The following is a 26,665-nucleotide window of genomic DNA, read 5'->3' on the forward strand; positions in this document are numbered from 1 at the left end:
ACCATGACCACCACGACCCCCGATCCGAGCAGCCACGACCGCATCGTCCTCACCGGACTGGGCGCGGTGGGCTACCACGGCGTCTTCGAGAAGGAACGCCGCAGCGGTCAGCCCTTCTTCGTGGACCTGGTCCTGCACATGGACCTGCGCCCCGCCGGGAGCACCGACGACCTCACGCGCACCGTGCACTACGGCGAAGTGGCCGAGATGGTCCGGGAGATCATCATCGGCACGCGGTTCCAGCTCATCGAGGCCCTCGCGGAGGAGATCGCGCGCAGCCTGCTGGAGACCTTCCCCGCCGTGGCGGTGCTGGAGGTCACGGTGCACAAGCCCAAGGCGCCGATCGACGTCACCTTCTCGGACGTGGCCGTGAGCATCGTCCGACGCCGCCCCGTCCGTTCTGAGGACGGCAGCTGATGCCGCTGCGGTGCGTCGTGGCGCTCGGGGCCAACCTCGGGGACCGGATCACGGCGCTGAGAGAGGCCGTCCGGGAGCTGGCCGCGACCCCGGGCATTGCTCTGCTGGCAACCTCTCCCGTGGTGCGCACCCGTTCGGTGGGCGGGCCCGAGGGCTCACCCGACTACCTCAACGCGGTGGTGGAGCTGTCCTCGGACCTCACCCCGTTCGAGCTGCTGGAGGTGTGCCAGGGGATCGAGCACCGCCACGGTCGCACGCGCGAGGTGCGCTGGGGCCCGCGCACCCTGGACCTGGACGTGATCTGCGTGGCGGGAGTTCGCAGCACCGACCCCCGGCTCGAGCTGCCGCACCCGCGCGCGGCCCAGCGCGCCTTCGTCCTGCGCCCGTGGGCCCTGATGGACCCCGCTGCGGAGCTGGACGGCGTGCCCGTGGCGCGTCTCGCGGACGCCGCCCCGGACCGCGAGGACCTCGTGGTCACCGAGCACACCCTGCGACCGGAGGAGCCGCCGTGCGCTACCTGAACCCGCTGTCCCTCGCGGCCGCGGCACTCGTGGCCGCCGCCATCGGCTGGAGCATGACCCAGGTGGTGGCCGGTGGCCGCCAGAGCCTGCTGGTGCTGCCCTGGATCAGCGTGCTCGCCGAGGTGGGGGCGGGAGTCGTGCTGGCCTACCTGGGACTGCGGCTGCGTGCCTACCGCGACCCCGGGAAGGGCGCCGGGCGGCGTCGTGACCCCGCGAAGCGCAAGCCCTACGATCCCGTGTGGGCCGTGGGCACGGCGGCGGCGGCGCAGGCGGTGGCCTACTACGGTGCACTGTGCGCGGGATGGCACGCGGGGGTCGGGCTGGACCAGCTCACGCTGCTGGGCGTGCGCTCAACGCAGCAGTCCCTGTGGCAGTGCGTTGCCCAGGTGGTGGTGGGAGTGGGCCTCACCGTGCTCGGGTGGATCGTGGAGAAATCCTGCAGGCTTCCTCCCGATGACCCGGACGCGGAGGAGGAGACCCCTTACGGTGGACGGCAGGAACCGTACGCCACTGGAGAGGGAGGCTATGCCCGCCACCGATGAGCTCAGCCCGCCGGATCTGTCCTGGCGGCGGGTCTCACCCAAGTACGTCACGGTGCGCGTGATCGGCGCGGTGACGGCCACGGTGGTGTGGGTGGTCCTCATGGCGGTGCCCCTCGTGCTCGCGCTGCTGGGGCTCTGGGACCGCGGGACCGCGCAGTGGCTGTGGCTGCTGCCCGCGGTGGCTCTCGTGTGGGGTGGCATCAACCTCGCCCTGGTGCCCCGCAGGGTGCGGGCGATCGGCTATGCGGAGGCACCCACCGAGCTGTGGCTGCGCCGGGGCCTGTTCTTCCGCACCGTCACGGTGGTGCCCTACGGGCGCATGCAGTACGTGGACATCAAGACCGGGCCCCTGCTCAGCGCGTTCAACCTCGCGTCCGTCACCCTGCACACGGCCGCCGCGAGCACCGACGCCGTGCTGCCCGGGCTGCCCCGCGAGGAGGCGGACCGGTTGCGCGAGCAGCTCACGGAGCGCGGGGAAGAGCACATGGTGGGCCTGTGACGGGCCGGGACTCCGCCGCAGGAGCACCCGCGGAACGGCCCGTCGGCCACGCCCCGGAGATCACCGTGCGCGGTGACGCCGAGGGCGTGTGGCACCGGGTGCACCCGCTGACCCCGTTCGTGCGCAGCTGGCTGCTGCTCGTGGCCCTGGTGTGGGGCATCGGCAACGCGTTCGTGGACGACCTCGTGTCCTCGCTGGTCAAGCACGAGCCCCTTGAGGTCAACGTGAGCGGGGCGGTCGAGGTCGTCGGCCTGGGCCTGGCGCTCGCCGTGCTGTGCGGCGCCCTGGGTGTGCTGATCGCCCTGGGTCTGCTCTCCTGGTGGTTCATCCGCTACCAGATCACGGAGGACCACGTGCGCTTCCGCAGCGGGTGGCTGTTCCGCACCCAGCGCCAGGCGCGCCTGGACCGGGTGCAGGGCATCGACATCGAACGCCGGTTCCTGCCACGCATCCTGGGCCTCGCGTCCCTCAAGTTCGACGTGGCCGACGGCGGGTCGAGCGTTCTGGAGCTGTCCTACCTCGGGCGGGAGCACGCGCAGCAGCTGCGCCGCCAGCTCCTCGTGGCCGCCCAGCGCGCGGCCACCGACCACCTCGGGCCCGCGTCCTCGGAGGCGGACCGGGCGGCCGCCGGCTCCGATCCGGGGGCGGGTGCCACGGTGGGAACGGACCGGGGGTCCGGGCGGGTGGCCCCGTGGGCGCTGGCCCCCGCGGACGGCCCGGGCGGCGTCGCCCACTCCGGTGCGGGGACGCAGGGGGCGGCCGTACGACGCCGCACCGGCATGGACCTGCGCATGGCCGAGAAGTACGGCCTGCTGAACCAGCAGGACGAGCTGCGGCGCGTGTTCATCGTGCCCACGGGGCGCGTGCTGCTCGGGCTGGTCTGCTCGCCGCCCGCCGTGGCGCTGGTGCTGATCGCGCTCATCACCGCGGGTCTGGCGCTGTGGTTCCCGGAGGCCCTGATCATCGTGCTGCCCTCGGCGATCGCGCCGCTGCTGGGTGTGCTGTCCGGGCTGTACACGCGGCTGGAGCGCAGCTGGGGATTCACGCTGAGCGAGGTCCCCTCCGGGGTGCGCACGCGCGCGGGGCTGTTCAACGAGCGCTCCTCCACGATCCCCACCGGCCGGGTGCAGGCCCTGCAGGTCACCCGGCCCCTGCTGTGGCGCTTCTTCGGCGGTCACAGGGTGGTGGTCACCACCGCGGGCAAGGGCGGCGCAGGGGAGACGGAGGACCTCGGCTCCGTGGTGCTGCCCGTGGGCACGTGGGACAACGTCCAGGAGATCCTGCGTCTGGTGCTGCCTCTGGAGCACGCCCCGCGTGACCTCGTGCGGGAGGGACTCTCGGGGGTCGGGGGCTCGTCACGGTTCACGGCGAACCCCCGCCGCAGCCGGTGGCTGGACCCGGTCACGTGGCGGCGCAACGGCTTCGCCCTGGACGACTCCTCCCTGGTGCTGCGCTGGGGCCGGATCACTCGCCACGCCTGCGTGGTGCCGCACCACAAGACACAGTCCGTGGCCGTTCGCCAGGGCCCGGTGGAGCGACGGATGGGTCTGAGCGGTGTGGCGGTGCACGTGACCCCGGGCGCCGTGACCACCGCGCTCGACCACCTGGACGTCCGCACGGCCCGGGAGCTGCAGTGGCGTCACGCGCAGCTGTCCCGCGCCGCCAGGGAGCGGGACGCCGCCGGCGGGTCCTGGGCCGCGCTCCCGCCCGAGGGATCCGCGTCCGAGGTGTGAGCGCCGTGCGCTACCCTGTGCGTGCCGTCGTCCCCCTGTGAGGAGTTCCCGCGTGTCCCAACCCAGTCACCGTCCCGGCCGTCTCGGCGTGGGCGTCATCAGCGCGGGCAGGGTCGGTGCCGTGCTCGGTGCGGCGTTGCGGGGCGCGGGCCACGCCGTGGTGGGTGTGCACGCGTCGTCGGAGGCCAGCCGCGAACGCGCCGCGACCCTGCTCCCGGACGTTCCCGTGCTGGACGTGCAGAGCATCGTGGAGCGCAGCGAGCTGGTCCTGCTCGCCGTGCCGGACGACCAGCTTCCCGGTCTGGTGAGCGGGCTCGCGGCCACCGGTGCGTGGCAGCCGGGCCAGCTCGTGGTCCACACGGCGGGCCGCCACGGCACGGGCGTCCTGGAACCCGTCCGGGCGGCCGGTGGCATCGGGCTCGCCGTGCATCCCGCCATGACCTTCACGGGGCTCAGCCTCGACCTGCAGCGCCTCGCGGACTGCAGCTTCGGGGTCACCGCCGCGGCACCCGTGCTGCCCATCGCCCAGGCCCTCGTGGTGGAGATGGGAGCCGAGCCGGTGGTGGTCGCGGAGGCGGACCGCCCGCTCTACCACGCGGCGCTCGCCCACGGCTCGAACCACGTGATGACGGTTCTGGGAGAGTCCATGCAGCTGCTCGGGGAGATCGGGGTGGAGCACCCGGACCGCGTGCTGGGCCCGCTCGTGCGCGCCACGGTGGACAACGCCCTGGCCTCCGGGGAGAACGCCCTCACGGGTCCCGTGGCCCGCGGTGACGTCACCACGGTGGCCGCGCACGTGGCCGCGCTGCGGGAACTGGCGGGCGGCGGTGCCAGGGCCGGGCACGACGCCGCGGGCCCCGTTGGCAGCGCCGACCACGACGCCGCGGGCCCCACCGGGAACGCCGACCACGACGCCGCCCGGCAGCTGCTGGCCGGCTACCGCGCCCTGGCGAGGCAGACGGCCCGGCGGGCGGCGGCGTCGGGCAGACTGGACGAGACGAGCTACCGAGCCGTCATGGCGGCGATCGAGGAGGAGCAGTGAGCAGCACCGGACCCCTGGTGTGCACGTCCATTGCGCAGGTGCGCGAACAGATCGAGTCCCGCGTGGCGCGGGGCGCCCGCAGCGTGGGTTTGCTGCCCACCATGGGGGCGCTGCACCACGGGCACGTGCAGCTGGCGCGGCGGGCGCGGGACGAGAACGACCTCGCGGTCGTGTCCGTGTTCGTCAACCCGTTGCAGTTCGGACCGGGGGAGGACTTCGAGAGCTACCCCCGGCAGCTGGAACAGGACCTCGCCCTGCTCGCGGAGGTGGGCGTGGACCTCGTGTTCGCCCCGGACGTGCAGGAGATGTACCCGGACGGTGTCCCCGTGGTCTCGGTGACGTCCGGCGCCGCGGGAGGAGTCCTCGAGGGGGCCACTCGCCCCGGACACTTCGACGGCGCCCTGACCGTGGTGAACAAGCTGTTCACCATCATGGCGCCCGGGCCCGGAACCCCTTTCCGGGCGTACTTCGGTGAGAAGGACGCCCAGCAGCTGCTGCTCATGCAGCGCATGGCCCGTGATTTCGATCACCGCGTGGAGATCCGCCCGGTGCCCATCGTCCGCTCGGAACGGGGCCTCGCCCTGTCCTCGCGCAACCAGTACCTCTCCGAGGAGCAGGCGGAGCACGCTCTCGTGCTGCACAGCACCCTGCGCGCCCTCGCGGCCGGGGAACTCACCCTGGAGCAGGCCCGTCAGCGTGTGGACGCGGAACCGGAGGTCTCCCTGGACTACCTCGAGACCGTGGACCCGCGCACTCTCGAGTTCGTCGCGCCGGAGCCCGGGGTGCTGGCCCTCGTGGCCGCGTGGGTCGGTCCCACCCGGCTCATCGACAACATGCGGATCTGAGCGCTACCGGTATCCTGGTCCACTGTGACCGAGCAGCCTGAAACCACCGTTCCCGCCCAGCCCGCCAGCACCGATCCGGAGCTGAGCGCGCACGAGCTCAACGACCAGATGGCCGTGCGCGCCGCCAAGCGACAGGCGGCCGCGGACGCCGGAATGGCGCCGTACCCGGTGGGCGTGGGGCGCACGGACACCCTCGCGCACGTGCGCGAGCAGTTCGCCCACCTCGAGGCGGGGGAGGAGACCGAGCACCGCGTGACCGTGGCCGGGCGTGTGGTGCACGTGCGCAACACCGGCAAGCTGTGCTTCGGGACCCTGCAGGAGGGGGACGGCACCCGGCTGCAGGTCATGCTGTCCAAGGCGAACGTGGGGGAGGACTCCCTCGCGCAGTGGAAGGCCCTCGTGGACCTCGGGGACTTCGTGGCGGTCACCGGCAACGTCATCAGCTCCCGGCGCGGTGAGCTGTCCGTGATGGCGGGCTCCTGGACCATGGCGTCCAAGGCGCTGCGCCCCCTGCCCACCATGCACAAGGAGCTCAACGAGGAGACCCGGGTGCGCCAGCGCTACCTGGACCTCATCGTGCGCCAGGAGGCCCGCGACGTCGTCCTGACCCGCTCCCTGATCACCCGCACCGTGCGCCGCGTGATGGAGGAGCAGGGATACGTGGAGATCGAGACGCCCATGCTGCAGCTCGTCCACGGCGGAGCGGCCGCGCGTCCCTTCGAGACCCACCTCAACGCCTTCGACCAGGACATGACCCTGCGCATCGCCACCGAGCTCTTCCTCAAGCGCGCGGTCGTGGGCGGCATCGACCGGGTGTTCGAGATCGGCCGCGTGTTCCGCAACGAGGGTGTGGACTCCTCCCACAGCCCGGAGTTCACCACCCTGGAGGCGTACGAGGCCTACGCGGACCAGTTCGTCATGGCGGACCGGATCCGCGAGATCATCCAGGAGTGCGCCCGGCAGCTGGGCGTCGAGGGCATCGACACACCGCAGGGGCGCATCGAACTGTTCGGTGAATGGCAGTGGGTCTCCGTGTACCCGGGCCTGTCCGAGGCCGTGGGGCAGGAGATCACCCCGGAGGCTCCCGCGGAGCAGCTGCGGGCCCTGGCCGCGGAGCGGGAGATCCCGGTCAACCCCGCGTGGGACGAGCAGAAGCTCGTGATGGAGCTCTTCGAGGAGATCGTGGAGCCCACCCTCATCCAGCCCACGTTCGTCTACGACTACCCGCCGGCGGCCCAGCCGCTGGCCCGCCCGCACCGCGAGAAGCCCGGGCTGATCGAGGCCTGGGACCTCATCATCGGCGGCATGGAGCGCGGAACGGCGTTCTCCGAGCTCATCGACCCCGTGGTGCAGCGGGAGCGGCTCACGGAGCAGTCGCTGCTCTCCGCGGCCGGGGACGACGAGGCCATGCAGCTGGACGAGGACTTCCTGCGGGCCCTGGAGCACGGTGCGCCCCCCATGGGTGGTCTGGGCCTCGGTCTCGACCGCCTGATCATGCTCTTCACGAACCTCGGAATCCGGGAGACCATTCTGTTCCCGTTGATGAAGCCGGAGTGAGCCGGACCCGCGGAATCCTCCGCACAGCATTCGCACAGTCCCGGAGAGGATGATCTGCATCATGGAATACGTGGCGGTCTTTTTGCCCTCGCTGGGCGTGGGTCTGGTGTTCTACCTGATCATGAGGTGGTTGCTTCGGGGGGACCGCGCCGAGCGGTCTGCGCAGGGCGAGGCGCAGGCGGATGCCGAGCGCTGGTACCAGGCCGTCCGGGAGCGCGAGGGTGACAGGACGCCCTTCGGCCACCAGGAGGAGAATCCCCGTCAGCAGAGGGGTCTGGGGCTGCGGCACAGCATTCCCATTCGTGATTCGGCGGAAGACCGGAATCCTGCGGAATAGCCCGTGATGACAATTCAGGAATTGCGTGCCATGATGGGCCACGTGATTCGGAGATGAATTCTGTTCCAGGATCCGCGATAACCGTCTGATCCAGGGTGTCGCGCTGGGGCATTGATCGGGCACATCGCGCGAATGCCCGGGGAATCTCCGCACGGACCACATATCTTTGCACACGAACAAAAGACCTATGCAGCCCGCGGGGCGTTTGGAGGAGCTGACCATGGCTCAGACCGTGAAAATCATCCTGGAAGACGACATCGACGGCGGAGAGGCCCACGAGACCGTGCGTTTCGGCCTCGACGGCGGCCAGTACGAGATCGACCTGAGCTCGGAGAACGCCACCAAGCTGCGCGACGCACTGCGTCCCTTCATCTCCGCGGGTCGCCGCGCCACCGCCAAGACCGGCCGCAGTGCGACCACCACCACGCGGCCCAGCCGCTCGGGCAACCCCGAGACCCCGAAGATCCGGGCGTGGGCCAAGGAGCAGGGCCTGCAGGTCTCGGACCGCGGGCGCATCCACCAGGACATCCAGGACAAGTACTACGCGGCCCACAGCAGCTGAGCCGCACGCCGGGCGCACCGGCGGGAAGAGCTCTCCCACCGGGCCCCGCGCCCGGGTCCCCGGCGAACGACTCGGGGCCCTTTCCACGACGGCCGGGGCACACCAGATCTGGTGTGCCCCGGCCGTCGACGTTCGTGCCGGGATCGGGCTGCGGAACCCCCGGGGCCGGGGGTGGAAGGGCGATTTCGCCCCCGGCCGAGCACCGTGCGCCAGTGGCGAACAGTGCCCATGGCGGCCATTGCGGTGCCTAGCATCGTGGGCAGAGATCAATGAAGGAGTATCCATGTTCGAACGCTTCACCGACCGTGCCCGCCGGGTGGTCGTGCTGGCCCAGGAAGAGGCCAGGATGCTCAACCACAACTACATCGGCACCGAGCACCTGCTGCTCGGTCTGATCCACGAGGGGGAGGGCGTCGCCGCCAAGGCCCTCGAGTCCATGGGCATCACCCTGAGCGCCGCGCGCGAGCAGGTCCAGGACATCATCGGCCCGGGCCAGCAGGCGCCCTCGGGCCACATCCCGTTCACGCCGCGCGCCAAGAAGGTGCTGGAGCACTCGCTGCGCGAGGCCCTGCAGCTGGGCCACAACTACATCGGCACCGAGCACATCCTGCTGGGCATCATCCGCGCGGGTGAGGGTGTGGCCTCCCAGGTGCTCGTGAAGCTCGGCGCGGACCCGGCCAAGGTGAGGGCCACGGTGCTCGAGCTGATCTCGGGCTACCAGTCCGGGAACTCCGGCGGCGAGAAGGAAGCGGCCGGCGTCGGCGGCGGTGGACGTGCCGAGGGAACCCCGGCCGGTTCCGCCGTGCTGGACCAGTTCGGGCGCAACCTCACGGCGGCGGCTCGCGAGTCCAAGCTGGACCCGGTGATCGGGCGCTACCGCGAGATGGAGCGCGTGATGCAGGTGCTCTCGCGACGCACCAAGAACAACCCCGTGCTGATCGGCGAGCCCGGCGTGGGCAAGACCGCCGTGGTGGAGGGCCTCGCGCAGGCCATCGTCCGCGGAGACGTCCCGGAGACCCTGAAGGACAAGCAGCTCTACACGCTGGACCTCGGCTCCCTGGTGGCGGGTTCTCGCTACCGCGGTGACTTCGAGGAGCGCCTGAAGAAGGTGCTCAAGGAGATCCGCACCCGCGGGGACATCATCCTGTTCATCGACGAGATCCACACCCTCGTGGGTGCCGGTGCCGCCGAGGGCGCGATCGACGCCGCCTCGATCCTCAAGCCCATGCTGGCCCGCGGTGAGCTGCAGACCATCGGCGCCACCACCCTGGACGAGTACCGCAAGCACATCGAGAAGGACGCCGCCCTGGAGCGTCGCTTCCAGCCCATCCAGGTGGACGAGCCCTCCGAGGCCCACGCCGTGGAGATCCTCAAGGGGCTGCGCGACAAGTACGAGGCGCACCACCGCGTGTCCATCTCGGACGACGCCCTGGAGGCCGCGGTGCACATGTCCGCGCGCTACGTCTCCGACCGGTTCCTGCCGGACAAGGCCATCGACCTGATCGACGAGGCCGGTGCCCGCCTGCGCATCAAGCGCATGACCGCCCCGCCGGAGATCAAGGCGCTGGACGAGAAGATCGCGGAGACCAAGACCGCCAAGGAAGCCGCGATCGAGGGCCAGGACTACGAGAAGGCCGCGTCCCTGCGTGACACCGAGCAGAAGCTCATTGCCGAGCGGGACGAGAAGGACAAGGCCTGGCGCGAGGGCGACGACCAGATCTCCGAGGTCACCCCCGAGGTCATCTCGGACGTGCTCTCGGCGTCCACGGGTGTGCCGGTCTACAAGCTCTCCGAGGAGGAGTCCGGGCGTCTGCTGCACATGGAGGACGAGCTGCACAAGCGCGTCATCGGGCAGAACGAGGCCATCAAGGCCCTTTCCCGCTCCATCCGCCGCACGCGCGCCGGTCTGAAGGATCCCCGCCGTCCCGGTGGCTCGTTCATCTTCGCCGGGCCCACCGGCGTGGGCAAGACCGAGCTGGCCAAGGCGCTCGCGGAGTTCCTCTTCGGTGACGAGGACGCCCTGATCACCCTGGACATGTCCGAGTACCAGGAGAAGCACACGGTCTCCCGGCTCTTCGGTGCCCCTCCCGGCTACGTGGGTTACGAGGAGGGCGGCCAGCTGACGGAGAAGGTCCGTCGCAAGCCGTTCTCCGTGGTGCTCTTCGACGAGGTGGAGAAGGCCCACCAGGACCTGTTCAACTCCCTGCTGCAGATCCTCGAGGACGGCCGCCTGACCGACTCGCAGGGCCGCGTGGTGGATTTCAAGAACACGGTGATCATCATGACCACCAACCTGGGCACCCGGGACATCTCCCGCACGGTTCCCGTGGGCTTCCAGGCCAGCGGGGACGCCGCCACCTCCTACGACCGCATGCAGGCCAAGGTGCAGGAGGAGCTCAAGGAGCACTTCCGTCCGGAGTTCCTCAACCGCGTGGACGAGATCATCGTGTTCCCGCAGCTGAGCGAGTCCGAGATCGTGCAGATCGTGGACCTGTTCGTGGCGCGGCTGCAGCAGCGGCTGCGCGAGCAGGACATGTCCATCACGCTCACGGACGAGGCCAAGAAACTGGTGGCCAAGAAGGGGTACGACCCCGCCATGGGCGCCCGCCCGCTGCGCCGCACCATGCAGCGCGAGATCGAGGACCAGCTCTCGGAGCGGATCCTGTTCGGTGAGATCGCCTCCGGCGAGAAGATCACCGTGGGCGTCGAGGGCGAGGGTGACGACGCCTCGTTCACCTTCTCCTCCACTCCCATGTCGGAGCTCTCCGACGAGGAGATCGCGGAGATCGAGAACACCCCCACCCTGACGGACAACGACGACAGCACGTCCGGCAAGGACGTCCCGCGCTCGCCGCACACCGGCGGGGACACGGGCGGGGGAGCGGCCCAGGCGCAGGCCTGACCCACCCCGGCCCGGGCGGGCCCCGGAAGCTGCCGGCGGGCGGCGTCGTGAACCACAGCGGTTCGCGACGCCGCCCGCTCGCGTCCCGGGGGGCGCGGTCGGCCCGCGTACAGTCGTGGCCATGACCGAGATCCGCATCCGCCCAGCCCGCACGTCGGACGTCCACGGGATCAAGGAGCTCGTGGCCCCCATGGCCACGGAGCGCATCCTCATCACCAAGGACACCGTGACCTACTACGAGAGCATCCAGGAGTTCGTGGTCGCGGAGGACGAGTCCGGGGCGCTGGTGGGCTGCGGCGCGCTGCACGTGATGTGGGAGGACCTCGCGGAGGTGCGCACGCTCGCCACGTCACCGGCCGCGCGCGGCCACGGTGTGGGCGGGCGGATGCTGCGCGAACTGCTGTCCCGGGCGGAACGGCTGGGGGTGAGCCGGGTCTTCTGCCTCACGTTCGAGGTGGGGTTCTTCGCCGCCCACGGTTTCGAGGTCATGGCCAACCAGGAGACCATTCCCGCGGAGGTGTTCGCGGAGCTGCTGCGCTCGCACGACGAGGGCGTCGCGGAGTTCCTGGACCTCGCGCGGGTGAAGCCCAACACGCTGGGCAACACCCGGATGATCCGGCAGCTCACACCGGAAGGCTGACCCCGGCGTCGTCCGCGGCCGCGAGACCGTCGGTCAGCAGGCCGGCCAGGGCACGACGGCGCTGCTCCGGCGGGGCCGGCAGCCGCCACAGGGCCTTCAGCTCGTCCACCACCACGGCGGGTGGCGCCTGGTGCTCGGACGCCAGCTGCTCCGAGCCCGCGAGGTCCGTGAGCAGGAGGGCCTCCGGCACCGGAGCGGTGGCGGCCCTCAGCACGGCCATGACGGCGCCCCGGACCTGCCGGTCCGTCCCGTGCCACGACTGCCCGCGGGGCGTCTCCTCAGCAGGAGGACTGCCTGCGGCCACCCACGCGCACGCGTCCCGCACGGGGCACTGCCCGCAGCGCGGGGCGCGGGCGGTGCACACCAGTGCGCCCAGCTCCATCACGGCCTGGTTCCACGCAACGGACTCGGCCACGTCCTCGGGGAGCAGCCAGTCCGCGAGCCTCGTCTCCGCGGCGGTCAGGGAGCGTGAGGGAAGCGCGCGGCCCGAGAACAGCCGGGCCTCCACACGGCGGATGTTGGTGTCCACCACTGTGTGGCGCTGCCCGAAGGCGAACACGGCCACGGCCGCGGCGGTGTAGGTCCCGATGCCGGGCAGGGCGAGCAGCTCGGCGTGGTCGCCGGGCACCCGCCCGCCGTGTTCGTCCCGGATCTTCTGGGCGGCCGCGTGCAGACGCAGTGCTCGCCGCGGGTAGCCCAGCCTGTCCCACTCGCGCACCACGTCCGCCGGCGCGGCCCCCGCGAGGTCACCCGGGATGGGCCAGCGCTCCAGCCACCGCCGCCACACGGGCAGCACCCGCGCCACGGGGGTCTGCTGGAGCATGATCTCGCTGACCATCACGCCCCACGGGGTGCGCTCGGCCGCGCGCCACGGCAGCTCGCGCGCGTTCGCGCGGTACCACCGGAGCACCGCCTGGCGGACGTGGTGGGTGGCGGGCTGTCCATGGGTTTCGGCACTCGAGTTCATCACGGACCACGGTAGCCTGGAGCGCATGGCTTCCCACGGTTCCGATCGGCACGATCCTCCTGCTTCCCCCGCCGACCACGAGGACACCGAGGCCAGGCTCCCGCAGCACGTCTACCGGCGACGCCGCCTGGTGGCGCTGGGCGTCGTCGTCCTGCTCCTGCTTCTGCTGGTCTGGGGCGTCACGAAGGGGGTGCGTGCGGTCACCGGCGCGGGAGACGCGCCCGACGACGCCCCGGCCACGGCACAGGAGCCGGCCACCTCCCCGCAGGTGAGCGCGGATCCGGCGCAGAAGTTCGCGGACTTCACGCCGCGCCCGAGCCCCTCCGGCTCGGCATCGCCCGGTGGCTCGGCCGGCCCGAGTGCCTCGAGCACGGCGGCCGCCGAGTGCCAGGCGGACCTTTCCGTGAGGGCCTCCACGAGCAAGGAGAGCTACGCGGGGGAGGAGGAACCGGTCCTCACCATGACCCTGGAGAACACGGGCGAGCAGCCCTGCACGGTCAATGCCGGGACCAAGCTGATGGCGTTCGTGGTCACCTCCGGCGCGGACACCGTGTTCGACTCCCGGCACTGCGCCGCGGGCGGCGAGGACCGCAAGGTCACCCTGGCCCCCGGGCAGAAGGAGACCTCCAACCTCACCTGGAACCGCGTGCGCACCGCGGAGGGCTGCCCCGCGGGACAGCCGAAGGCACTCGCCGGGTACTACAACCTGGCGGTGTCCCTGGGAGAGACCACCAGCGAGCAGGCCGCCTTCGTGCTGCAGTAGCGCGGCACCCTCGGGGGCCGCGCCCGGTTCACATGAACCGGTCCAGCAGGCTGGTCTCCGCCATCCGGGACAGGGACTCCCGCACCGTGCGGGCGCGCTGCTCGCCGATGCCCTCCACGGACATCAGGTCCTCCAGGTTTGCCGCCATGAGCGACTGCAGCCCGTCGAACTGGGCGACCAGTCGCTTGGCCACCGCGCCGGGCATGGACTTGATGCCCTCCAGCAGGCGGTACCCGTGCGGGTGCAGGTCCGTCTCCAGGGTGCCCTGGGGACCCGTGAGTCCTGCGGCCACCGCGACCTTCTGCAGGTCGATGAGGTCCACGGAGGAGAGCTCGGCGAGCGCGGCCAGGGACTGTGCCAGGGCCTCCGCGTCTGTGCCCTCGGGGAGGTAGTCGCGCAGCACCACGTCCGGGCCCGGGCCGTTGCCGGCGGTGAGCTCCTCCAGCTGGAGGGAGATCAGCCGGCCGTCCGTGCCGAGCTCCAGCACGTACCAGCCGATCTCCTCCGAGATCCGGCGCACCATCTCCATGCGCTGCAGCGTCAGGGCCACGTCCCGGATGGTGACCGCGGCCTCGATCTCCAGCGCCGAGAGGCTGCCCAGCACCTGTTCGAGCCGGTTGCTGTAGTGCTCGAGGGTCTGCAGGGCCTGGCTGGCCCGGGCCATGATGGCCTGGGAGCCCTCGATGACGTAGCGCTCCTCGTTCTTGTAGATGGTGATCACGTTCATGGACTGGCTCACGGAGATGACCGGCACCCCGGTCTGCTTGGCGGTGCGCTCTGCGGAGCGGTGCCGGGTTCCGGACTCCAGCGTGGTGATGTCCGCGTCCGGCATGAGCTGCACGCCGGCCTTCAGGATGCGGGTGGCGTCCTTGTCGCACACGATCGCGCCGTCCATCTTGGCGAGCTCGCGCAGCTTGGTGGGGGTGAAGTCGGTGTCGATGTCGAATCCCCCGGAGCACAGGGACTCCACCGAGCGGTCGAATCCGAGCACGATCAGGGCTCCGGTGCGTCCGCGCAGGATGCGTTCGAGGCCGGTGCGCAGCTCCGTGCCGGGGGCGACCCTGGCGAGGGTCCTGCGCAGGGAGGTTTCGCGAGTTTTGGCCACGGGCTCATTCTAGGGTCGGGGCGGGGACGCGCGGCGGCACCGCGCGCGGCACTGGCGCGCTGCACGGCGGCGTGCGGCACGGGGGACGCGCGGCACGGGGGGACGCCGGACAGCCGACCCCGGCGCCTCAGTCCGGGCGCGCCGGGAACAGCAGCTCCAGGGCCTGCCCCACGGTGGTCACTTCGCGCACCGAGAACCCCGCGGGGATCTTCCCCGGGCCGGTGGGGGAGGCCGGCACCACGGCGTGGGTGAACCCGAGGCGCGCGACCTCCTGGATGCGTCGGTTGATCTCGGGCACCGGCCGCACCTCCCCGGCCAGGCCGATCTCCCCGAAGCACACGAGGCGCTGGGGCAGCGGGCGGTCCTGGGCCGCGGAGGCCAGGGCCATGCACACCGCGAGATCGGTGGCGGGCTCCGTGAGGCGCACCCCGCCCACGGTGGAGACGTAGCAGTCCAGGGAGGCGAGGGCGAGGCCCGCCCGGCGCTGCAGCACGGCCAGCAGCATGGCCACGCGGGAGCCGTCCAGCCCGGACGTGGCGCGGCGTGGCTGAGCGGTGCTGGAGGTGTCCAGCAGCGCCTGGACCTCGGCCAGCAGCGGTCTGCGCCCCTCCACCGTGACGCTCAGACACGTGCCCGCCACGGGCACGGGGGTGCGCGAGACGAACAGTCCCGAGGGGTCGGAGACGGAGCGGATGCCGTTCTCCTCCAAGTCGAAGCACCCGACCTCGTCCGTGGGTCCGAACCTGTTCTTCACGGCGCGCAGCAGCCGGATGCGCGAGTGCTTCTCCCCCTCGAACTGGCACACCACGTCCACCAGGTGCTCCAGCAACCGGGGCCCCGCGATCGAACCCTCCTTGGTCACGTGGCCCACCAGCAGAGTGGTCATGTTCCTGGTCTTCGCGGCGTGGATCAGGCTCGCGGCGACCTCCCGCACCTGGCTCACGCCGCCGGCGGATCCCTCGATCTCCGGGCTCGCGAGCGTCTGGACGGAGTCCACGACCAGCAGGTCCGGCTCCAGCTGCGCCACGTGGGCGAGGGCCACGGAGAGGTCGGACTCCGCCGTGAGGTAGAGGGTCTCGGAGATGGCACCGATCCGTTCGGCGCGCAGCTTGACCTGCGCCGCCGACTCCTCGCCCGTGACGTACAGGACGGTGCGGGGCGTGTCCCCGCCGGCCACCTTGGCGGCCGCGTCCAGCAGCAGGGTGGACTTTCCCACACCCGGTTCTCCCGCGAGCAGGATGACCGCGCCGGGCACGAGACCCCCGCCCAGCACGCGGTCCAGCTCCTCCACACGGGTGGGGGTGAACTGCGCCAGCGAGGAGTCCACCCGGGCGATCGGCTGCGCCGGGGTGGTCACGGCCGCCGCGGCCCTGGTGCGGCCGTGCTCCTGCTCCGCGCCCATCTCCTGGACGGTGCCCCAGGCCTGGCACTCGCCGCACCGGCCCACCCACTTGGCCGTGGTCCAGCCGCACTCGGTGCAGCGGTAGACGGTGGACTGCTTGCGGGTCTTTGTGGCCATGCCCACACGGTAGGTCCCCGTTCCGACGCGCACAGCGTTCCGGCGCACGACGCCGCTCCGCGGGCCTGGTCGGCGGGAGGTGAGCGGGCGGCGTCGTGCGCCGAATCAGCAGCGCTCGAGGGGCGGCAGGTGCTTGGCCGCGGTCTCGTGGGAGACGCCCGCGGCCTCCAGCAGGTCCACGACCATGGGGCGCAGCAGCAGCACGAGAGCCTCGCCCTCCATGGTGCGGATGCCCATCTGCGCGGGGGACAGCCGCTCCGCCACGGAGAAGAGCTCGTTGCGGGTCTGGCGCAGGTAGCTCTCACGGCTCTGGGCGTGGCTCTCGCGCAGGGCGTGGCCGTAGCTCAGCACCGCGTCGGAGAGGTCTGCGAGGGCCTCGGAGAGGGACTCGACGGCGGCGTCGGCCAGGGTCACACGGTTGAGCACCGAGGCGAGCCTGCGTGCGAAGACGCGGGAGTTGCGCACCGCGAGGTCCAGGTAGCGGATGCTCGCGCTGAGCTCGTCGATCTCCTGCCGGTGGCGCCGGTAGATGGGGGAGGCGTGGGCGATCTCCTTGGAGCCTGTCAGGCCGGTGCGCACGGAGTCCACGAGCGGCTGGGTCTGGCGTCCGCGCACGAGTGCGTGCCAGGCCAGCTGCGAGTCGGTGTCCGCCACGGCGCGGGAGCAGTCGGAGAGCATCCGGGTGAACTCGGTGATGAGGACGGTGAGGTCCTGTCGCGGCTCCCGGCGCGGGTCCCTGGGCACCACGTACGCGAGCACCAGGGCGCACAGGCAGCCCACCACGGCGTCCAGGGAACGGGCGAACACACCGTCCTGGGATGGCGGCAGCAGCACCACGAGCACGGACTGCAGGCCCATCTGCGTGGTGAAGATCGCGCCGTTGTCCAGGAAGCGGGCCAGCAGCAGCGAGATCAGCAGCACCACGGCCGCCTGCCACTCCCCGGGGCCCAGCACGTGGATGAGCAGGTCCCCCATGATGATTCCGAGCGTGCAGCCGACCGAGACCTCCAGCACCCGGCGGTAGCGCAGCCCGCCCTTGGCGTAGCCCAGGGACACGAGGGCGGCCGTGGCCGCGAAGATGGGGCCGTGGTGGCCCAGCACCCGTTCCGCGATGATGTAGGCGCCCACCGCGGCCACGGTCATCTGCACGGCCTGGAACAGGCCGGACGTCATGCGGTCCCAGCCCGTGCGGCAGCGCTGCCACACGAGGTCCGCGGCACGGCGGGTCCGGGAGCGGGGGAGTGCTGCTTCCGAGGACGCCATGACGCCATCTTAGGCGGGACCGGACCCCGCTCTGGCGCCACCCGGTGCCACGGGGTGGAGTCGGTTCCGGCATCCCCCGGCGTTGTTAATCGTCCGTTCACCTTCTTGGCTGAATCTGGCAACATCTGCTCCCTACCGTGATCCGCGGGCACGCTGCGCACGCAGCGGAGATGGGCGTCGGGCTGCGACGCCACACGCCGCCGGAATCGCCGGCAACCGTTTTCGAAGGAGAAACAGTGAAGGTTTCGAACGTCGGCCGCTCGGCCGCAATCCTGGCCATTGGCGCCCTCGCCCTGACCGCTTGCGGTTCCGACAACCCCACCGGCGAGAGCGGTGGCGGTGGCGGCGAGAGCAGCGGTGTCTCCGGCACCCTGACCGGCATCGGTGCCTCCTCCCAGCAGGCCGCCATGACCGCCTGGCAGAACGGCTTCCAGTCCTCCAACAGCGGCGCCACGGTGCAGTACTCCCCGGACGGCTCCGGCGCGGGCCGCGAGGCGTTCCTCGCTGGCGGCGCGAACTTCGCCGGCTCGGACGCCTACCTCTCCGAGAAGGAGATCCCGGACGCCAAGAAGCAGTGCGGCGACGCCGGGGCCATGGACCTGCCCGTGTACATCTCCCCGATCTCCGTGGCGTTCAACCTGCCCGGCGTGGAGAGCCTGAACCTGGACGCCCCCACCATCGCCAAGATCTTCAAGGGCGAGATCAAGAAGTGGAACGCCGAGGAGATCAAGAAGCAGAACCCGGACGCCGACCTGCCGGAGACCGCGATCACCGTGGTGCACCGCAGCGACGACTCGGGCACCACCGAGAACTTCACCGACTACCTCAGCCAGGCCGCTCCCAAGGACTGGACCGACGAGCCGGACCAGGCCTGGCCCTCCAAGTACGCCGCGGAGAACAACAAGGGCACCTCCGGTGTGGTCACCACGACCTCCGGCACCGAGGGCGCCATCACGTACGCTGACTCCTCCGCCGTGGGTGACCTCGGCACCGCCGCCATCAAGGTGGGCGAGGAGTACGTCAAGCACTCGCCCGAGGCCGCGGCAAAGGCCGTGGAGGTCTCCAAGCAGGTCGAGGGCCGCGGCGAGCACGACATGGCGATCGAGATCGCCCGCGACACCAAGGAGGCCGGCGCCTACCCGCTGGTGCTGGTGTCCTACCACATCGTGTGCGCCCAGTACGACTCCAAGGAGACCGCCGACCTCGTGAAGGCCTTCGAGACCTACGTGGTCTCCGAGGAGGGCCAGAAGGCGGCTGCGGACTCCTCCGGCTCCGCCCCGCTGTCCGAGTCCCTGCGCAAGCAGACCCAGGCCGCCGTGGACACCATCTCCGCCAAGGGCTGATCCGGCCCGAGGACCCTCGAGTGCGGCGTCGGTGCGTTGAGCGCGCCGACGCCGCACTCGCGCACGAGGTCGTCGACCGCCGCCACGTCCTACGCTGGGCGGTGGCCACCGCCCAGCTCGCACCACACCTGAACGAAGGGACTGGTCCATGTCCACCACCGTCAGCACACAGAAACCGGAGTCGAAGTCCTCCTCGGCCGGTCGTGCCGGGGACTCCATCTTCTCCGGGCTCAGCCTGGCCGCCGGCATCCTGATCTTCGTGGTCCTGGCGGCCGTGGCGATCTTCCTGTTCCTGCAGGCCGTGCCCACATTCACCGCCGCACCCGAGGACATCACCGGTGGAAAGGGCTTCGGCGCCTACATCGGTCCCCTGGTCGTCGGCACGATCATCTCGTCCGTCATCGCGCTGCTGATCGCCACACCGATCGGGATCCTGGTGGCCCTGTACATTTCCCACTACGCGCCCGCGAGGGTTTCCAAGCCGGTGGGCTACGTGATCGACCTCCTGGCCGCGATCCCCTCCGTGATCTTCGGCGCGTGGGGTGCCACGGTGCTGGCCCCCGCGATGGTGACGCTGTACAACTGGCTCGCGGAGCACCTGGGATTCATCCCGTTCTTCGCCGGCCCCGCCTCGCAGACCGGCAAGACGATGCTCACCGCAGGTGTGGTGCTGGCCATCATGATCCTGCCGATCATCACCTCCATGTCCCGCGAGATCTTCACGCAGACGCCCAAGCTCCACGAGGAGGCTGCGCTCGCACTGGGGGCCACCCGGTGGGAGATGGTGCGGATGTCCGTCCTGCCGTTCGCCCGTCCGGGCATCATCTCCTCCGTGATGCTGGCCCTGGGGCGCGCGCTCGGTGAGACGATGGCCGTGGCCCTCGTGCTCTCCTCGGGCCCGATGATCGCCTCGCTCATCAAGTCCGGCAACCAGACCATCGCCGCGGAGATCGCCCTGAACTTCCCCGAGGCCTACGGACTGCGGCTGTCCGAGCTGATTGCCGCCGGCCTCGTGCTGTTCCTCATCACCCTGGTGGTCAACATGATCGCCCGTGCCATCATCGCTCGCTACAAGGAATTCTCGGGGGCCAACTGATGTCATCGACCACGAACTCTCCGGGCGTCTCACCCGTCCGGCAGTCCAAACTGACCCGCGGGCAGCGCCCCGGGTGGCTGGTCCCGGCCATCGGCCTGGGTGCCGTGGTGGCGGGGGCCGCCATCGCAGCCCTGGTGGGCTTCAGCATCGCCCTGTGGGCACTGTTCGCCGCCGTGATCTTCCTGATCGCGGGGCCCCTGGCCGTCGGCCTCATCGAGGGCCGCCGCTCCGGTGCGGACTCCATGATGACCTTCCTGGTCTACGGCGCCTTCGTGCTGGCCGTGATCCCGCTGGTGTCGGTGATCTGGACCGTGCTGGCCAACGGCCTGCCCGGTCTCAGCGCGGACTTCCTGACCACGTCCATGAACGGGGTCACCGGGTTCCAGGACAACCAGGCCAAGACCTCCGGCGACGTGGTCGGCGGTGCCTACCACGCGATCGTGGGCACCGTGTCCATCACTTTCTGGGCCACCCTGATGTCCGTCCCGGTGGGCCTGCTCACGGCCATCTACCTGGTGGAGTACTCTCGCGGAGGCTGGCTCGGCAAGGCCATCACGTTCTTCGTGGACGTCATGACGGGCATCCCGTCCATCGTGGCCGGCCTGTTCGCCGCCGCGCTGTTCGGGCTGATCTTCGGCCCGTCCACCCGTACCGGCTTCGTGGCCGCCGTGGCCCTGACCGTGCTCATGATCCCCACGGTGGTGAAGAACACCGAGGAGATGCTGCGGATCGTTCCCAACGAGCTGCGTGAAGCCTCCTACGCGCTGGGTGTGCGCAAGTGGCGGACCATCCTCAAGGTGGTCATCCCCACCTCGATCTCGGGCATCGCCTCCGGCGTGACGCTCGCGATCGCCCGCGTGATCGGTGAGACCGCGCCGCTGCTCGTCACGGCGGGCTTCGCCACGGCCATCAACTGGAACTCGTTCTCCGGCTGGATGACCACGCTGCCCACGTACATCTACTACCAGATCATGAACCCCACGTCGCCCACGAACCCGGATCCGTCCCTGCAGCGAGCCTGGGCCGCGGCCTTGATCCTGATCCTGATCGTGATGCTGCTGAACCTCGTGGCCCGCCTCGTCGCCCGGGCGTTCGCTCCCAAGACCGCCGGCCGCTGATCTTCCGACCCACCTGAGCTAAGGACAAGCAACCATGTCGAAACGCATTGACGTCGATCACCTCAACGTCTACTACGGCGACTTCCTGGCGGTCCAAGACGTCAGCATGAACATCGAGCCCCGCTCCGTCACGGCCTTCATCGGCCCGTCGGGCTGCGGCAAGTCGACCTTCCTGCGCACCCTGAACCGGATGCACGAGGTCATCCCCGGCGCCTACGCCGAGGGCAAGGTGCTCCTGGACGGGGACGACCTCTACGGCAAGGGTGTGGACCCCGTGACCGTGCGGTCCATGGTGGGCATGGTCTTCCAGCGCCCCAACCCGTTCCCCACCATGTCCATCCGGGACAACGTGCTGGCGGGAGTGAAGCTCAACAACAAGCGGATCTCCAGCAGCGAGGCGGACGACCTGGTGGAGAGCTCGCTGCGCGGCGCGAACCTCTGGAACGAGGTCAAGGACCGGCTGGGCAAGCCCGGCTCCGGGCTCTCCGGAGGTCAGCAGCAGCGTCTGTGCATCGCCCGTGCCATCGCGGTCAAGCCGGACGTCATCCTCATGGATGAGCCCTGCTCCGCGCTGGACCCCATCTCCACCCTGGCCATCGAGGACCTGATCAACGAGATCAAGACCGACTACACGGTGGTCATCGTGACGCACAACATGCAGCAGGCCTCCCGTGTCTCGGACAAGACGGCGTTCTTCAACATCGAGGGCACCGGCAAGCCCGGCCGCCTGATCGAGTACGCACCGACCTCCGAGATCTTCAACACCCCGCAGAAAAAAGAGACCGAGGACTACGTCTCCGGCCGCTTCGGCTGATCGCGTCCTCCTGCGCCCGCCCGGCCCGTCACCGCTGACCGCGGTGGCGGGCCGGGCGTCGTCGTGCCGGGACACTGGTGCGCGGGACCTGCGCGCGAGGGTCAGCCGGCCGGGGTGGGGATCAGCGGGGACACGGCGAGGAAGAGAACCGCTGAGACCACGCCGCACACGGGCACGGTGAGCAGCCACGTGCCGAGGACCCGCACCAGGGTGGAGTGGTACACGGTGCGGAACTTCTGGGCCGAGCCCGCGCCCAGGATGGCTGCGGTGCTCGTCTGCGAGCTCGACAGCGGGATGGGGGAGAGGAAGGCGCCCAGGAACAGCAGCGTGCCGGAGACGGTCTGGGCGATCGCCCCGCGCAGCGGGTCCAGGGAGACCACGCGGGAGGACAGCGTGTAGGAGATGCGCCAGCCGCCCAGCAGGGTGCCGAACGCCAGGCACAGGCCCACGAGCAGGCTCAGCCACACGGGGATGCCGTCCCGGGAGCCGCCCTCACCGGCCATCAGCAGCAGCAGGACCAGCAGCCACAGGGTGCGGCGGGCGTGCTGGATCCCGTGGCCGAAGTGGATGGCGGCGGCGCCGGTGGCCTGCACCACGCCCGCGCGGAAGCCCACACGGCCCGGGGACTGGTGCTTGACCAGGTGGACCATGGGGATGACCAGCAGGAACGCGAGCACGAACGCGATGATCGGCGCCACGACGAGAGGTGCCACCACGTTCCACGAGAGGTACGGACCGAGGGAGAGGTCGCCGCCGGACAGTCCCACCGCACGAGCGCCCAGCAGCGATCCCACGAGGGCGCCGCCTATCGCCGCGGTCGAGGAGGAGGGCATGCGCCACCACCAGGTGAGCAGGTCCCAGCCGATGGCGCTGAGCAGCGCGCAGATCAGGGCGACCGTCCCCACGCCGTTGAGGGGCACGGGGATCTCGAAGGTGATCATGTCGGTCAGCACGATCCCCACGAGGAGGGCACCCACGAGGTTGAACACGGCCCCCATCCACAGAGCCACTCGCGGTGTGAGGGCGTTGAAGCGCACGGGCAGTGCCACGGCATTGGATGCGTCGTGGAAACCGTTGATCACGGTGAACGCGAGCGTCAGCAGGATGCCCGCGAAGGCCAGCACCTCGGTCATGACGGGTCAGTACTCCGCCACGAGGATCCGGCCCACCTCGGAGGAGACCTGGCCCAGGGCCTGGGCGGCGTCGAAGAGCTGCTGGGCGGTGTCCATGCGGCGGATCGCCTGGGCGGCCTTGTAGTCCTCCATGAGGCGGGCCCGGTACGCCCGCTGGGTGCGCTCCGCCTGGCGGGTGAGGCGCATCATCTCGAACCAGTAGTCGTCCAGCTCGTCCATGCTGGTGAGACGCCCCATGGCCTTGCAGGTCATGTGGGCCATGTGCTGGATCACGGCCAGCTGCTCGGTGGCCTGGGAGCTGGGGCGCTCCACCTTGTACTGGCGGTGCAGCTCGGCGCACGCCACGAGGCACTGCACGGAGCGCAGCAACCAGTGGCCCAGGACGTAGACGTCCTGGCGGGGGATGGGCACCACGTACGAGGAACGAGTGGTGGTCATCAGCGAGAAGTAGAGGTTGGTGCAGCGGTCCTCGGTCTCCAGCAGGTCCGTGAGCGGTTGCTCCCAGACCTTGTCCACCTGCCCCACGTGCTCGGAGAGCTGCTCGACCGCGGTGACGACGCATCGGCTCATCTGGACCAGCAGGTCCGTGACCCGCTCGTCCTCCGGGAAGATCCGAAAGGCCATCCGTCCGTCCTTGGGTTACGCACCGTGAAGTTTCGGCGTCATGCTACCCAACGAAGGTTAACCGGTCGGATTCGCCACGAACCGGTGAGGAAGCGGTGCCGGACCGGGAGCGCCTCTCGGCGGAAGGCCGCTCGTAGCGGCTGAATGATGGAGCCCGGGGCTGCCACGGCCCGACACCTGCTCATCATCTTAGCGCCGGCCCCCGGGGGCCCACCAACCGGAGCGCACCCACCGGGCCGCGCTCGCCGGCGATCACCAACGGTGTGTCGCACCGGCCAAGGCGCGGCCACCGGACCGTGCCCGCCGGGAAGAGGCACCTGGGCGCCCGGTGGGTGCCGGTCACTCGAGGTGGCCGTGGCGCCAGGCCCGCGCGGCGGCGTCGAGCTCGTCGGCGGTGCGCAGCAGCCGGGGGATCCGCTCCCACGGACGGTCCACGGTGAGCCCGGGTGCGTCCAGCGTGTGCTCCTGGCCCACGGCGATCACACGGCAGAACGCGGCGAACCGTTCGAGGGCCACGTCGAACTCGCCGTCGAAGGCCCCGGAGAGGATGACGTCCGCCACGTCGCAGATCTCCTCCGCGCCTGGAGGGTCCGCCACGCCCGCGACCACGTTCGAGACCTGGGCGGCGTGGCGGCCCGTGGCGAACCACCGTCCCATGCGATGCGGATCGGTGCGGGCCGCCGCGCGCAGCGCGTAGAGCCGCCACAGCGCTCCTGGGAGGGAGACGGCCGGGGCCTCGGCCCACATCTCGGCGATCCCGTCCAGCCCCTGCTCGTCCGTGAGCCGCACGAGACGTTCGTGCACCTCGGGGTCGCGGGAGCGCCGCCCCCTGGACACGAGCGCCTGCGCCGCCAGGTGCGCCGCCTCCGAGACCCGCGCGGGGTCCGTCCCGCCCTCGTGGGCCTCGAACTTCTCGGGGGAGAACTTCACGGGTGAGTGGTGCATGCGGCGTTCGGACATGCGCTCGAGTGTACGCCCGGGGTCGTCCGGTCCGACCGGCCCGGGGACGTCCCCCGGCGCGGACGGTGGGCCGTGGCGCGGGCGCACCCCGGGCGCCGTCGGGCCCGTGGGGCCCCCGCGCCCCGTGCAGGCCGCGCACTCCCGTGCGCAGGTCGGACGCACCCGCGCAGACCAGGCGCCCGCCCACAGGCCGGGCGCTCCGGTGCATGCCGGGCGACCGGGCCAGACCAGGTGCGCGGGCGGCGTCGTCCGGGGCGCGCACGACGCCGCCCGGCTCAGTCCGCGGTGTACGTCTCGCCGGCCTGCTGCCGCCAGCGCTCCTCGAGGCGCAGCATGGCCTGCTGGCTCACCGCGCGCCACCAGCGCAGGGCCAGGGCGGGGTCCTGCTCCTCGATGCGCGTGATGGCCTCGGGGGAGAGTCGGCGTGCGGTCACGTGGGTGAGCGCGGTGAAGCTCACGAGGTAGCGCAGCTCGGTGCCCAGGGCGATCTCGCCGAAGCTCATGCCGGGGCCGATCACCTCGAGCTCCACGCGGTCCCCCTGGGGAGAGCGGCGCGAGACCTCCACGCTGCCGGAGGTGACCATGTACACGCCGCTGAACTTCTGACCCGTGCGCAGAAGCGTGGTCCCGGCGTCCCACTCCACGGCCTCGGTGTGGGAGCGGATCTGGCGGACGTCGTCCTCGGCGAGGGTGCTCAGCAGCTCCGAGCGGGTGGAGTGGACGTTGTCCGGCATGCAGTCGGGGTCCCCGAACTGCTCCAGGATCCTGTCCTCAGCCCACGTCAGGGCCTCCGCGCGGGTGGCGAACACCGTCATGGGATGCTCCATCCCGCGGGTGTGCTCGTTGCTCTTCTCCGCGATCAGCACCATGTGGTGCCCGGTGCTCTCCACCTGTTCCGCGGTGCGGGAGAGCATGGGGATCACGAACCGCGCCATGTCGTCGACCTGCCGGATGTCCACGAGCACGTACTGGGAGCGCCGGGCGGCGTCGCGGACCGTGCGCACGGCGGTCTCCGCCCCCGCGAACCGCAGGTCCCCCTGCAGCTCGATGATCCGGGCGTCCTCACCGTGCTGCTCCAGGACCTCGCTGGCGGCCTCGTTGCGGCGCACCAGAGAGGGGGCTTCCGCCAGGGTGTACTCGGAGCGCACCGTGGAGTGGCCGTTGCGCTCGGTGCGTGCGAAGTGCAGATCCAGGTCCTGGGTCAGGCGCTCGCACGCGGCCACACCGCGCACGGAGTTCCCGTGCCGGTCCAGGGGCGGGGAGAACACCGCCACCGCGAGCTGACCCGGGAGCACCGCGATCACGCCGCCGCTGACCCCCGACTTGGCGGGCAGGCCCACGCGCAGCGCCCACCGCCCGGCGTCGTCGTACATGCCGCACGTGCTCATCACGGACAGCACGTCGGAGACCACGGCGGGCTCCAGCACCCGCTCTCCCGTGACGGGGTTGCGCCCGCCGGCCGCCAGGGTGGCGCCCATGCGCGCGAGGTCCACGCAGTTGAGCATCACCGCGCACTGGCCGAAGTAGTCGTCCAGGGCGCCCGTGGGGTCCCCGTCGATGATGCCCCGCGAGGTCAGCAGCCACCCGAGGGCCCGGTTGCGGTCCCCGGCCCGGCGCTCCTGGGCCTGCACGTTCTTGTTGATCCGTAGCCGGCGCCCCGCGCACGCCGAGTACAGCCGCAGGATCCGCTCCATGCGCGTCCCGTGGGACGTGTTGCGCACCAGGGAGGTGGCCGCGATCGCCCCGGCGTTGATCATGGGGTTGGACGGGCGCCCCGTCTCGGGCTGCAGCGAGATCTCGTTGAACGCGTCCCCGCTGGGCTCCACGTCGATCTTCTCGAACACCCCGTCCGCACCGCGGTCCGTGAGCGCCTGGGCGTATGTGAACGCCTTGGAGATGGACTGGATGCAGAACTCGTGCTTGGTGTCCCCGGCCTGGTACAGGGCGCCGTCCACGGTGGCCACCGCGATCCCCACGGTCCCCGGATCCGCCCCGGCGAGCTCCGGGATCGAGGTGTTGACCGCACCGCCCTCCACCTCACGCAGCTCCGCCACGACCCGCCGCAGGTACTCGGTCACCGGGGACGGGCCCAGCTTGGACATGGGGACGGTGCTCATGGGTGTTCCTCGGGGATCGGTGGGCTGGTGCGCCGGGGCGGAGCGCGGCCGTGCACGCCGCGTTCCTCTCGGCCTCCAGGGTCCCACATCCGCGCGGACCCGGCGCGCCGGGCCCCGGACGACGATGCCGCACGGCCGCTTCCCCGACCCACGGCCCGGCGCGGTTGGTGGCCCGGGCTGCGCACGGGTGAACTGGCAGCGGGTCGGCGCTGCGGTAGAGTGGGGCTGCTCGTGCGCGGGGTGACC

The 26,665-nt window shown here is 70.9% G+C and carries 25 protein-coding genes; 17 read left to right on the forward strand and 8 right to left on the reverse strand.

All coding sequences use genetic code 11. The annotated features are described in order from the left end of the window. The first annotated feature begins 3 nt into the window (after nt 1-3). From folB to HMPREF2833_RS03165, 12 genes are all read left to right on the forward strand, one after another. Nucleotides 4-417 carry a dihydroneopterin aldolase gene (gene folB, locus HMPREF2833_RS03110; RefSeq protein ID WP_019310548.1) on the forward strand — a complete coding sequence of 138 codons (414 nt, stop codon included), beginning with the start codon at nt 4-6 and terminating at the stop codon, nt 415-417. Then, complete coding sequence (gene folK, locus HMPREF2833_RS03115) at nt 417-938, forward strand: 2-amino-4-hydroxy-6-hydroxymethyldihydropteridine diphosphokinase (RefSeq protein ID WP_019310547.1); 522 nt, start codon at nt 417-419, stop codon at nt 936-938. Before folB ends, folK begins: the two co-directional genes overlap by 1 nt. Further along, entirely contained in the window at nt 926-1,480 is a 555-nt protein-coding gene (locus HMPREF2833_RS03120; protein WP_019310546.1) for a DUF3180 domain-containing protein, read from the forward strand. Before folK ends, HMPREF2833_RS03120 begins: the two co-directional genes overlap by 13 nt. Continuing rightward, nucleotides 1,464-1,979: a PH domain-containing protein gene (locus tag HMPREF2833_RS03125; protein WP_019310545.1), complete on the forward strand. Its 516-nt coding sequence runs from the start codon at nt 1,464-1,466 to the stop codon at nt 1,977-1,979. The genes HMPREF2833_RS03120 and HMPREF2833_RS03125 overlap by 17 nt, the downstream gene beginning before the upstream one ends. Continuing rightward, nucleotides 1,976-3,712, forward strand: coding sequence for a PH domain-containing protein (locus tag HMPREF2833_RS03130; RefSeq protein ID WP_039101043.1), 1,737 nt, complete (start codon nt 1,976-1,978; stop codon nt 3,710-3,712). Before HMPREF2833_RS03125 ends, HMPREF2833_RS03130 begins: the two co-directional genes overlap by 4 nt. Before the next feature lie 52 nt (nt 3,713-3,764). Next, on the forward strand, nt 3,765-4,754 hold the full coding sequence (locus HMPREF2833_RS03135) for a Rossmann-like and DUF2520 domain-containing protein (RefSeq protein WP_019310543.1): 990 nt from the start codon (nt 3,765-3,767) through the stop codon (nt 4,752-4,754). Next, the gene (panC, locus tag HMPREF2833_RS03140; protein ID WP_053069381.1) at nt 4,751-5,599 is read left to right on the forward strand and encodes a pantoate--beta-alanine ligase; all 849 of its coding nucleotides are present in this window, start codon (nt 4,751-4,753) and stop codon (nt 5,597-5,599) included. Before HMPREF2833_RS03135 ends, panC begins: the two co-directional genes overlap by 4 nt. Nucleotides 5,600-5,623: 24 nt before the next feature. After that, a complete protein-coding gene (gene lysS, locus HMPREF2833_RS03145; RefSeq protein WP_070636669.1) occupies nt 5,624-7,156 on the forward strand; it encodes a lysine--tRNA ligase in 1,533 nt (510 codons plus the stop codon). 49 nt (nt 7,157-7,205) lie between these two features. Continuing rightward, nucleotides 7,206-7,493, forward strand: coding sequence for a hypothetical protein (locus HMPREF2833_RS03150; RefSeq protein ID WP_019310540.1), 288 nt, complete (start codon nt 7,206-7,208; stop codon nt 7,491-7,493). A 220-nt stretch (nt 7,494-7,713) separates the two neighbouring features. Continuing rightward, nucleotides 7,714-8,055, forward strand: a complete 342-nt coding sequence (locus HMPREF2833_RS03155) for a histone-like nucleoid-structuring protein Lsr2 (RefSeq protein ID WP_019310539.1) — start codon at nt 7,714-7,716, stop codon at nt 8,053-8,055. A gap of 283 nt (nt 8,056-8,338) precedes the next feature. Continuing rightward, nucleotides 8,339-10,957, forward strand: a complete 2,619-nt coding sequence (locus HMPREF2833_RS03160) for an ATP-dependent Clp protease ATP-binding subunit (RefSeq protein ID WP_070636670.1) — start codon at nt 8,339-8,341, stop codon at nt 10,955-10,957. A 121-nt stretch (nt 10,958-11,078) separates the two neighbouring features. Beyond that, nucleotides 11,079-11,597: an amino-acid N-acetyltransferase gene (locus HMPREF2833_RS03165; RefSeq protein ID WP_029603384.1), complete on the forward strand. Its 519-nt coding sequence runs from the start codon at nt 11,079-11,081 to the stop codon at nt 11,595-11,597. Here HMPREF2833_RS03165 and HMPREF2833_RS03170 read toward each other — a convergent pair. Next, nucleotides 11,581-12,564 carry an HhH-GPD family protein gene (locus tag HMPREF2833_RS03170; RefSeq protein ID WP_052239250.1) on the reverse strand — a complete coding sequence of 328 codons (984 nt, stop codon included), beginning with the start codon at nt 12,562-12,564 and terminating at the stop codon, nt 11,581-11,583. The two genes, HMPREF2833_RS03165 and HMPREF2833_RS03170, sit on opposite strands and share 17 nt — an antisense overlap. A 25-nt stretch (nt 12,565-12,589) precedes the next feature. Between HMPREF2833_RS03170 and HMPREF2833_RS03175 the strand changes: the two genes are divergently transcribed. Then, nucleotides 12,590-13,327 (forward strand): DUF4232 domain-containing protein, encoded by a 738-nt coding sequence (locus HMPREF2833_RS03175; protein ID WP_070636671.1) that lies wholly within the window; start codon nt 12,590-12,592, stop codon nt 13,325-13,327. A 28-nt stretch (nt 13,328-13,355) separates the two neighbouring features. On the opposite strand, the gene disA is transcribed toward HMPREF2833_RS03175, so the two are convergent. From disA to HMPREF2833_RS03190, 3 genes are all read right to left on the reverse strand, one after another. Further along, nucleotides 13,356-14,432, reverse strand: a complete 1,077-nt coding sequence (gene disA, locus HMPREF2833_RS03180; protein ID WP_039101049.1) for a DNA integrity scanning diadenylate cyclase DisA — start codon at nt 14,430-14,432, stop codon at nt 13,356-13,358. A gap of 127 nt (nt 14,433-14,559) precedes the next feature. Next, a complete protein-coding gene (gene radA / locus HMPREF2833_RS03185) occupies nt 14,560-15,951 on the reverse strand; it encodes a DNA repair protein RadA (protein ID WP_039101096.1) in 1,392 nt (463 codons plus the stop codon). Nucleotides 15,952-16,056: 105 nt separating this feature from the next. Beyond that, nucleotides 16,057-17,214 carry an FUSC family protein gene (locus HMPREF2833_RS03190; protein WP_083310919.1) on the reverse strand — a complete coding sequence of 386 codons (1,158 nt, stop codon included), beginning with the start codon at nt 17,212-17,214 and terminating at the stop codon, nt 16,057-16,059. 236 nt (nt 17,215-17,450) lie between these two features. Between HMPREF2833_RS03190 and pstS the strand changes: the two genes are divergently transcribed. From pstS to pstB, 4 genes are all read left to right on the forward strand, one after another. Continuing rightward, nucleotides 17,451-18,557 carry a phosphate ABC transporter substrate-binding protein PstS gene (pstS, locus tag HMPREF2833_RS03195; RefSeq protein ID WP_039101051.1) on the forward strand — a complete coding sequence of 369 codons (1,107 nt, stop codon included), beginning with the start codon at nt 17,451-17,453 and terminating at the stop codon, nt 18,555-18,557. A 148-nt stretch (nt 18,558-18,705) separates the two neighbouring features. Continuing rightward, nucleotides 18,706-19,653, forward strand: a complete 948-nt coding sequence (gene pstC, locus HMPREF2833_RS03200; protein ID WP_047979436.1) for a phosphate ABC transporter permease subunit PstC — start codon at nt 18,706-18,708, stop codon at nt 19,651-19,653. Next, complete coding sequence (pstA, locus tag HMPREF2833_RS03205) at nt 19,653-20,771, forward strand: phosphate ABC transporter permease PstA (RefSeq protein WP_039101053.1); 1,119 nt, start codon at nt 19,653-19,655, stop codon at nt 20,769-20,771. The genes pstC and pstA overlap by 1 nt, the downstream gene beginning before the upstream one ends. Before the next feature lie 34 nt (nt 20,772-20,805). Continuing rightward, entirely contained in the window at nt 20,806-21,585 is a 780-nt protein-coding gene (gene pstB, locus HMPREF2833_RS03210) for a phosphate ABC transporter ATP-binding protein PstB (protein WP_019310528.1), read from the forward strand. A 101-nt stretch (nt 21,586-21,686) separates the two neighbouring features. Here the strand turns inward: pstB and HMPREF2833_RS03215 are convergent, their stop codons facing one another. The 4 genes from HMPREF2833_RS03215 to glsA form a co-directional block, all read right to left on the reverse strand. Continuing rightward, nucleotides 21,687-22,718, reverse strand: coding sequence for an inorganic phosphate transporter (locus tag HMPREF2833_RS03215; RefSeq protein ID WP_039101054.1), 1,032 nt, complete (start codon nt 22,716-22,718; stop codon nt 21,687-21,689). A 6-nt stretch (nt 22,719-22,724) separates the two neighbouring features. Continuing rightward, nucleotides 22,725-23,342, reverse strand: a complete 618-nt coding sequence (locus tag HMPREF2833_RS03220) for a hypothetical protein (protein WP_019310526.1) — start codon at nt 23,340-23,342, stop codon at nt 22,725-22,727. Between the two features lie 339 nt (nt 23,343-23,681). Further along, nucleotides 23,682-24,302, reverse strand: a complete 621-nt coding sequence (locus HMPREF2833_RS03225; RefSeq protein ID WP_019310525.1) for a hypothetical protein — start codon at nt 24,300-24,302, stop codon at nt 23,682-23,684. 275 nt (nt 24,303-24,577) lie between these two features. Then, complete coding sequence (glsA, locus tag HMPREF2833_RS03230) at nt 24,578-26,419, reverse strand: glutaminase A (protein ID WP_052239247.1); 1,842 nt, start codon at nt 26,417-26,419, stop codon at nt 24,578-24,580. Nucleotides 26,420-26,665 lie beyond the last annotated feature (246 nt).

Source organism: Kocuria sp. HMSC066H03 (genome assembly GCF_001812045.1).
Taxonomy (GTDB): domain Bacteria; phylum Actinomycetota; class Actinomycetes; order Actinomycetales; family Micrococcaceae; genus Kocuria; species Kocuria rhizophila.

Bases quoted from the DNA above. Each gene is read 5' to 3' on its own strand.
- folB (WP_019310548.1), top strand. From the start codon at position 4: ATGACCACCACGACCCCCGATCCGAGCAGCCACGACCGCATCGTCCTC.
- folK (WP_019310547.1), top strand. From the start codon at position 417: ATGCCGCTGCGGTGCGTCGTGGCGCTCGGGGCCAACCTCGGGGACCGG.
- HMPREF2833_RS03125 (WP_019310545.1), top strand. From the start codon at position 1,464: ATGCCCGCCACCGATGAGCTCAGCCCGCCGGATCTGTCCTGGCGGCGG.
- HMPREF2833_RS03150 (WP_019310540.1), top strand. From the start codon at position 7,206: ATGATCTGCATCATGGAATACGTGGCGGTCTTTTTGCCCTCGCTGGGC.
- HMPREF2833_RS03155 (WP_019310539.1), top strand. From the start codon at position 7,714: ATGGCTCAGACCGTGAAAATCATCCTGGAAGACGACATCGACGGCGGA.
- HMPREF2833_RS03160 (WP_070636670.1), top strand. From the start codon at position 8,339: ATGTTCGAACGCTTCACCGACCGTGCCCGCCGGGTGGTCGTGCTGGCC.
- HMPREF2833_RS03165 (WP_029603384.1), top strand. From the start codon at position 11,079: ATGACCGAGATCCGCATCCGCCCAGCCCGCACGTCGGACGTCCACGGG.
- HMPREF2833_RS03170 (WP_052239250.1), bottom strand. From the start codon at position 12,564: ATGAACTCGAGTGCCGAAACCCATGGACAGCCCGCCACCCACCACGTC.
- HMPREF2833_RS03175 (WP_070636671.1), top strand. From the start codon at position 12,590: ATGGCTTCCCACGGTTCCGATCGGCACGATCCTCCTGCTTCCCCCGCC.
- radA (WP_039101096.1), bottom strand. From the start codon at position 15,951: ATGGCCACAAAGACCCGCAAGCAGTCCACCGTCTACCGCTGCACCGAG.
- HMPREF2833_RS03190 (WP_083310919.1), bottom strand. From the start codon at position 17,214: ATGGCGTCCTCGGAAGCAGCACTCCCCCGCTCCCGGACCCGCCGTGCC.
- pstC (WP_047979436.1), top strand. From the start codon at position 18,706: ATGTCCACCACCGTCAGCACACAGAAACCGGAGTCGAAGTCCTCCTCG.
- pstA (WP_039101053.1), top strand. From the start codon at position 19,653: ATGTCATCGACCACGAACTCTCCGGGCGTCTCACCCGTCCGGCAGTCC.
- pstB (WP_019310528.1), top strand. From the start codon at position 20,806: ATGTCGAAACGCATTGACGTCGATCACCTCAACGTCTACTACGGCGAC.
- HMPREF2833_RS03215 (WP_039101054.1), bottom strand. From the start codon at position 22,718: ATGACCGAGGTGCTGGCCTTCGCGGGCATCCTGCTGACGCTCGCGTTC.
- HMPREF2833_RS03220 (WP_019310526.1), bottom strand. From the start codon at position 23,342: ATGGCCTTTCGGATCTTCCCGGAGGACGAGCGGGTCACGGACCTGCTG.
- HMPREF2833_RS03225 (WP_019310525.1), bottom strand. From the start codon at position 24,302: ATGTCCGAACGCCGCATGCACCACTCACCCGTGAAGTTCTCCCCCGAG.
- glsA (WP_052239247.1), bottom strand. From the start codon at position 26,419: ATGAGCACCGTCCCCATGTCCAAGCTGGGCCCGTCCCCGGTGACCGAG.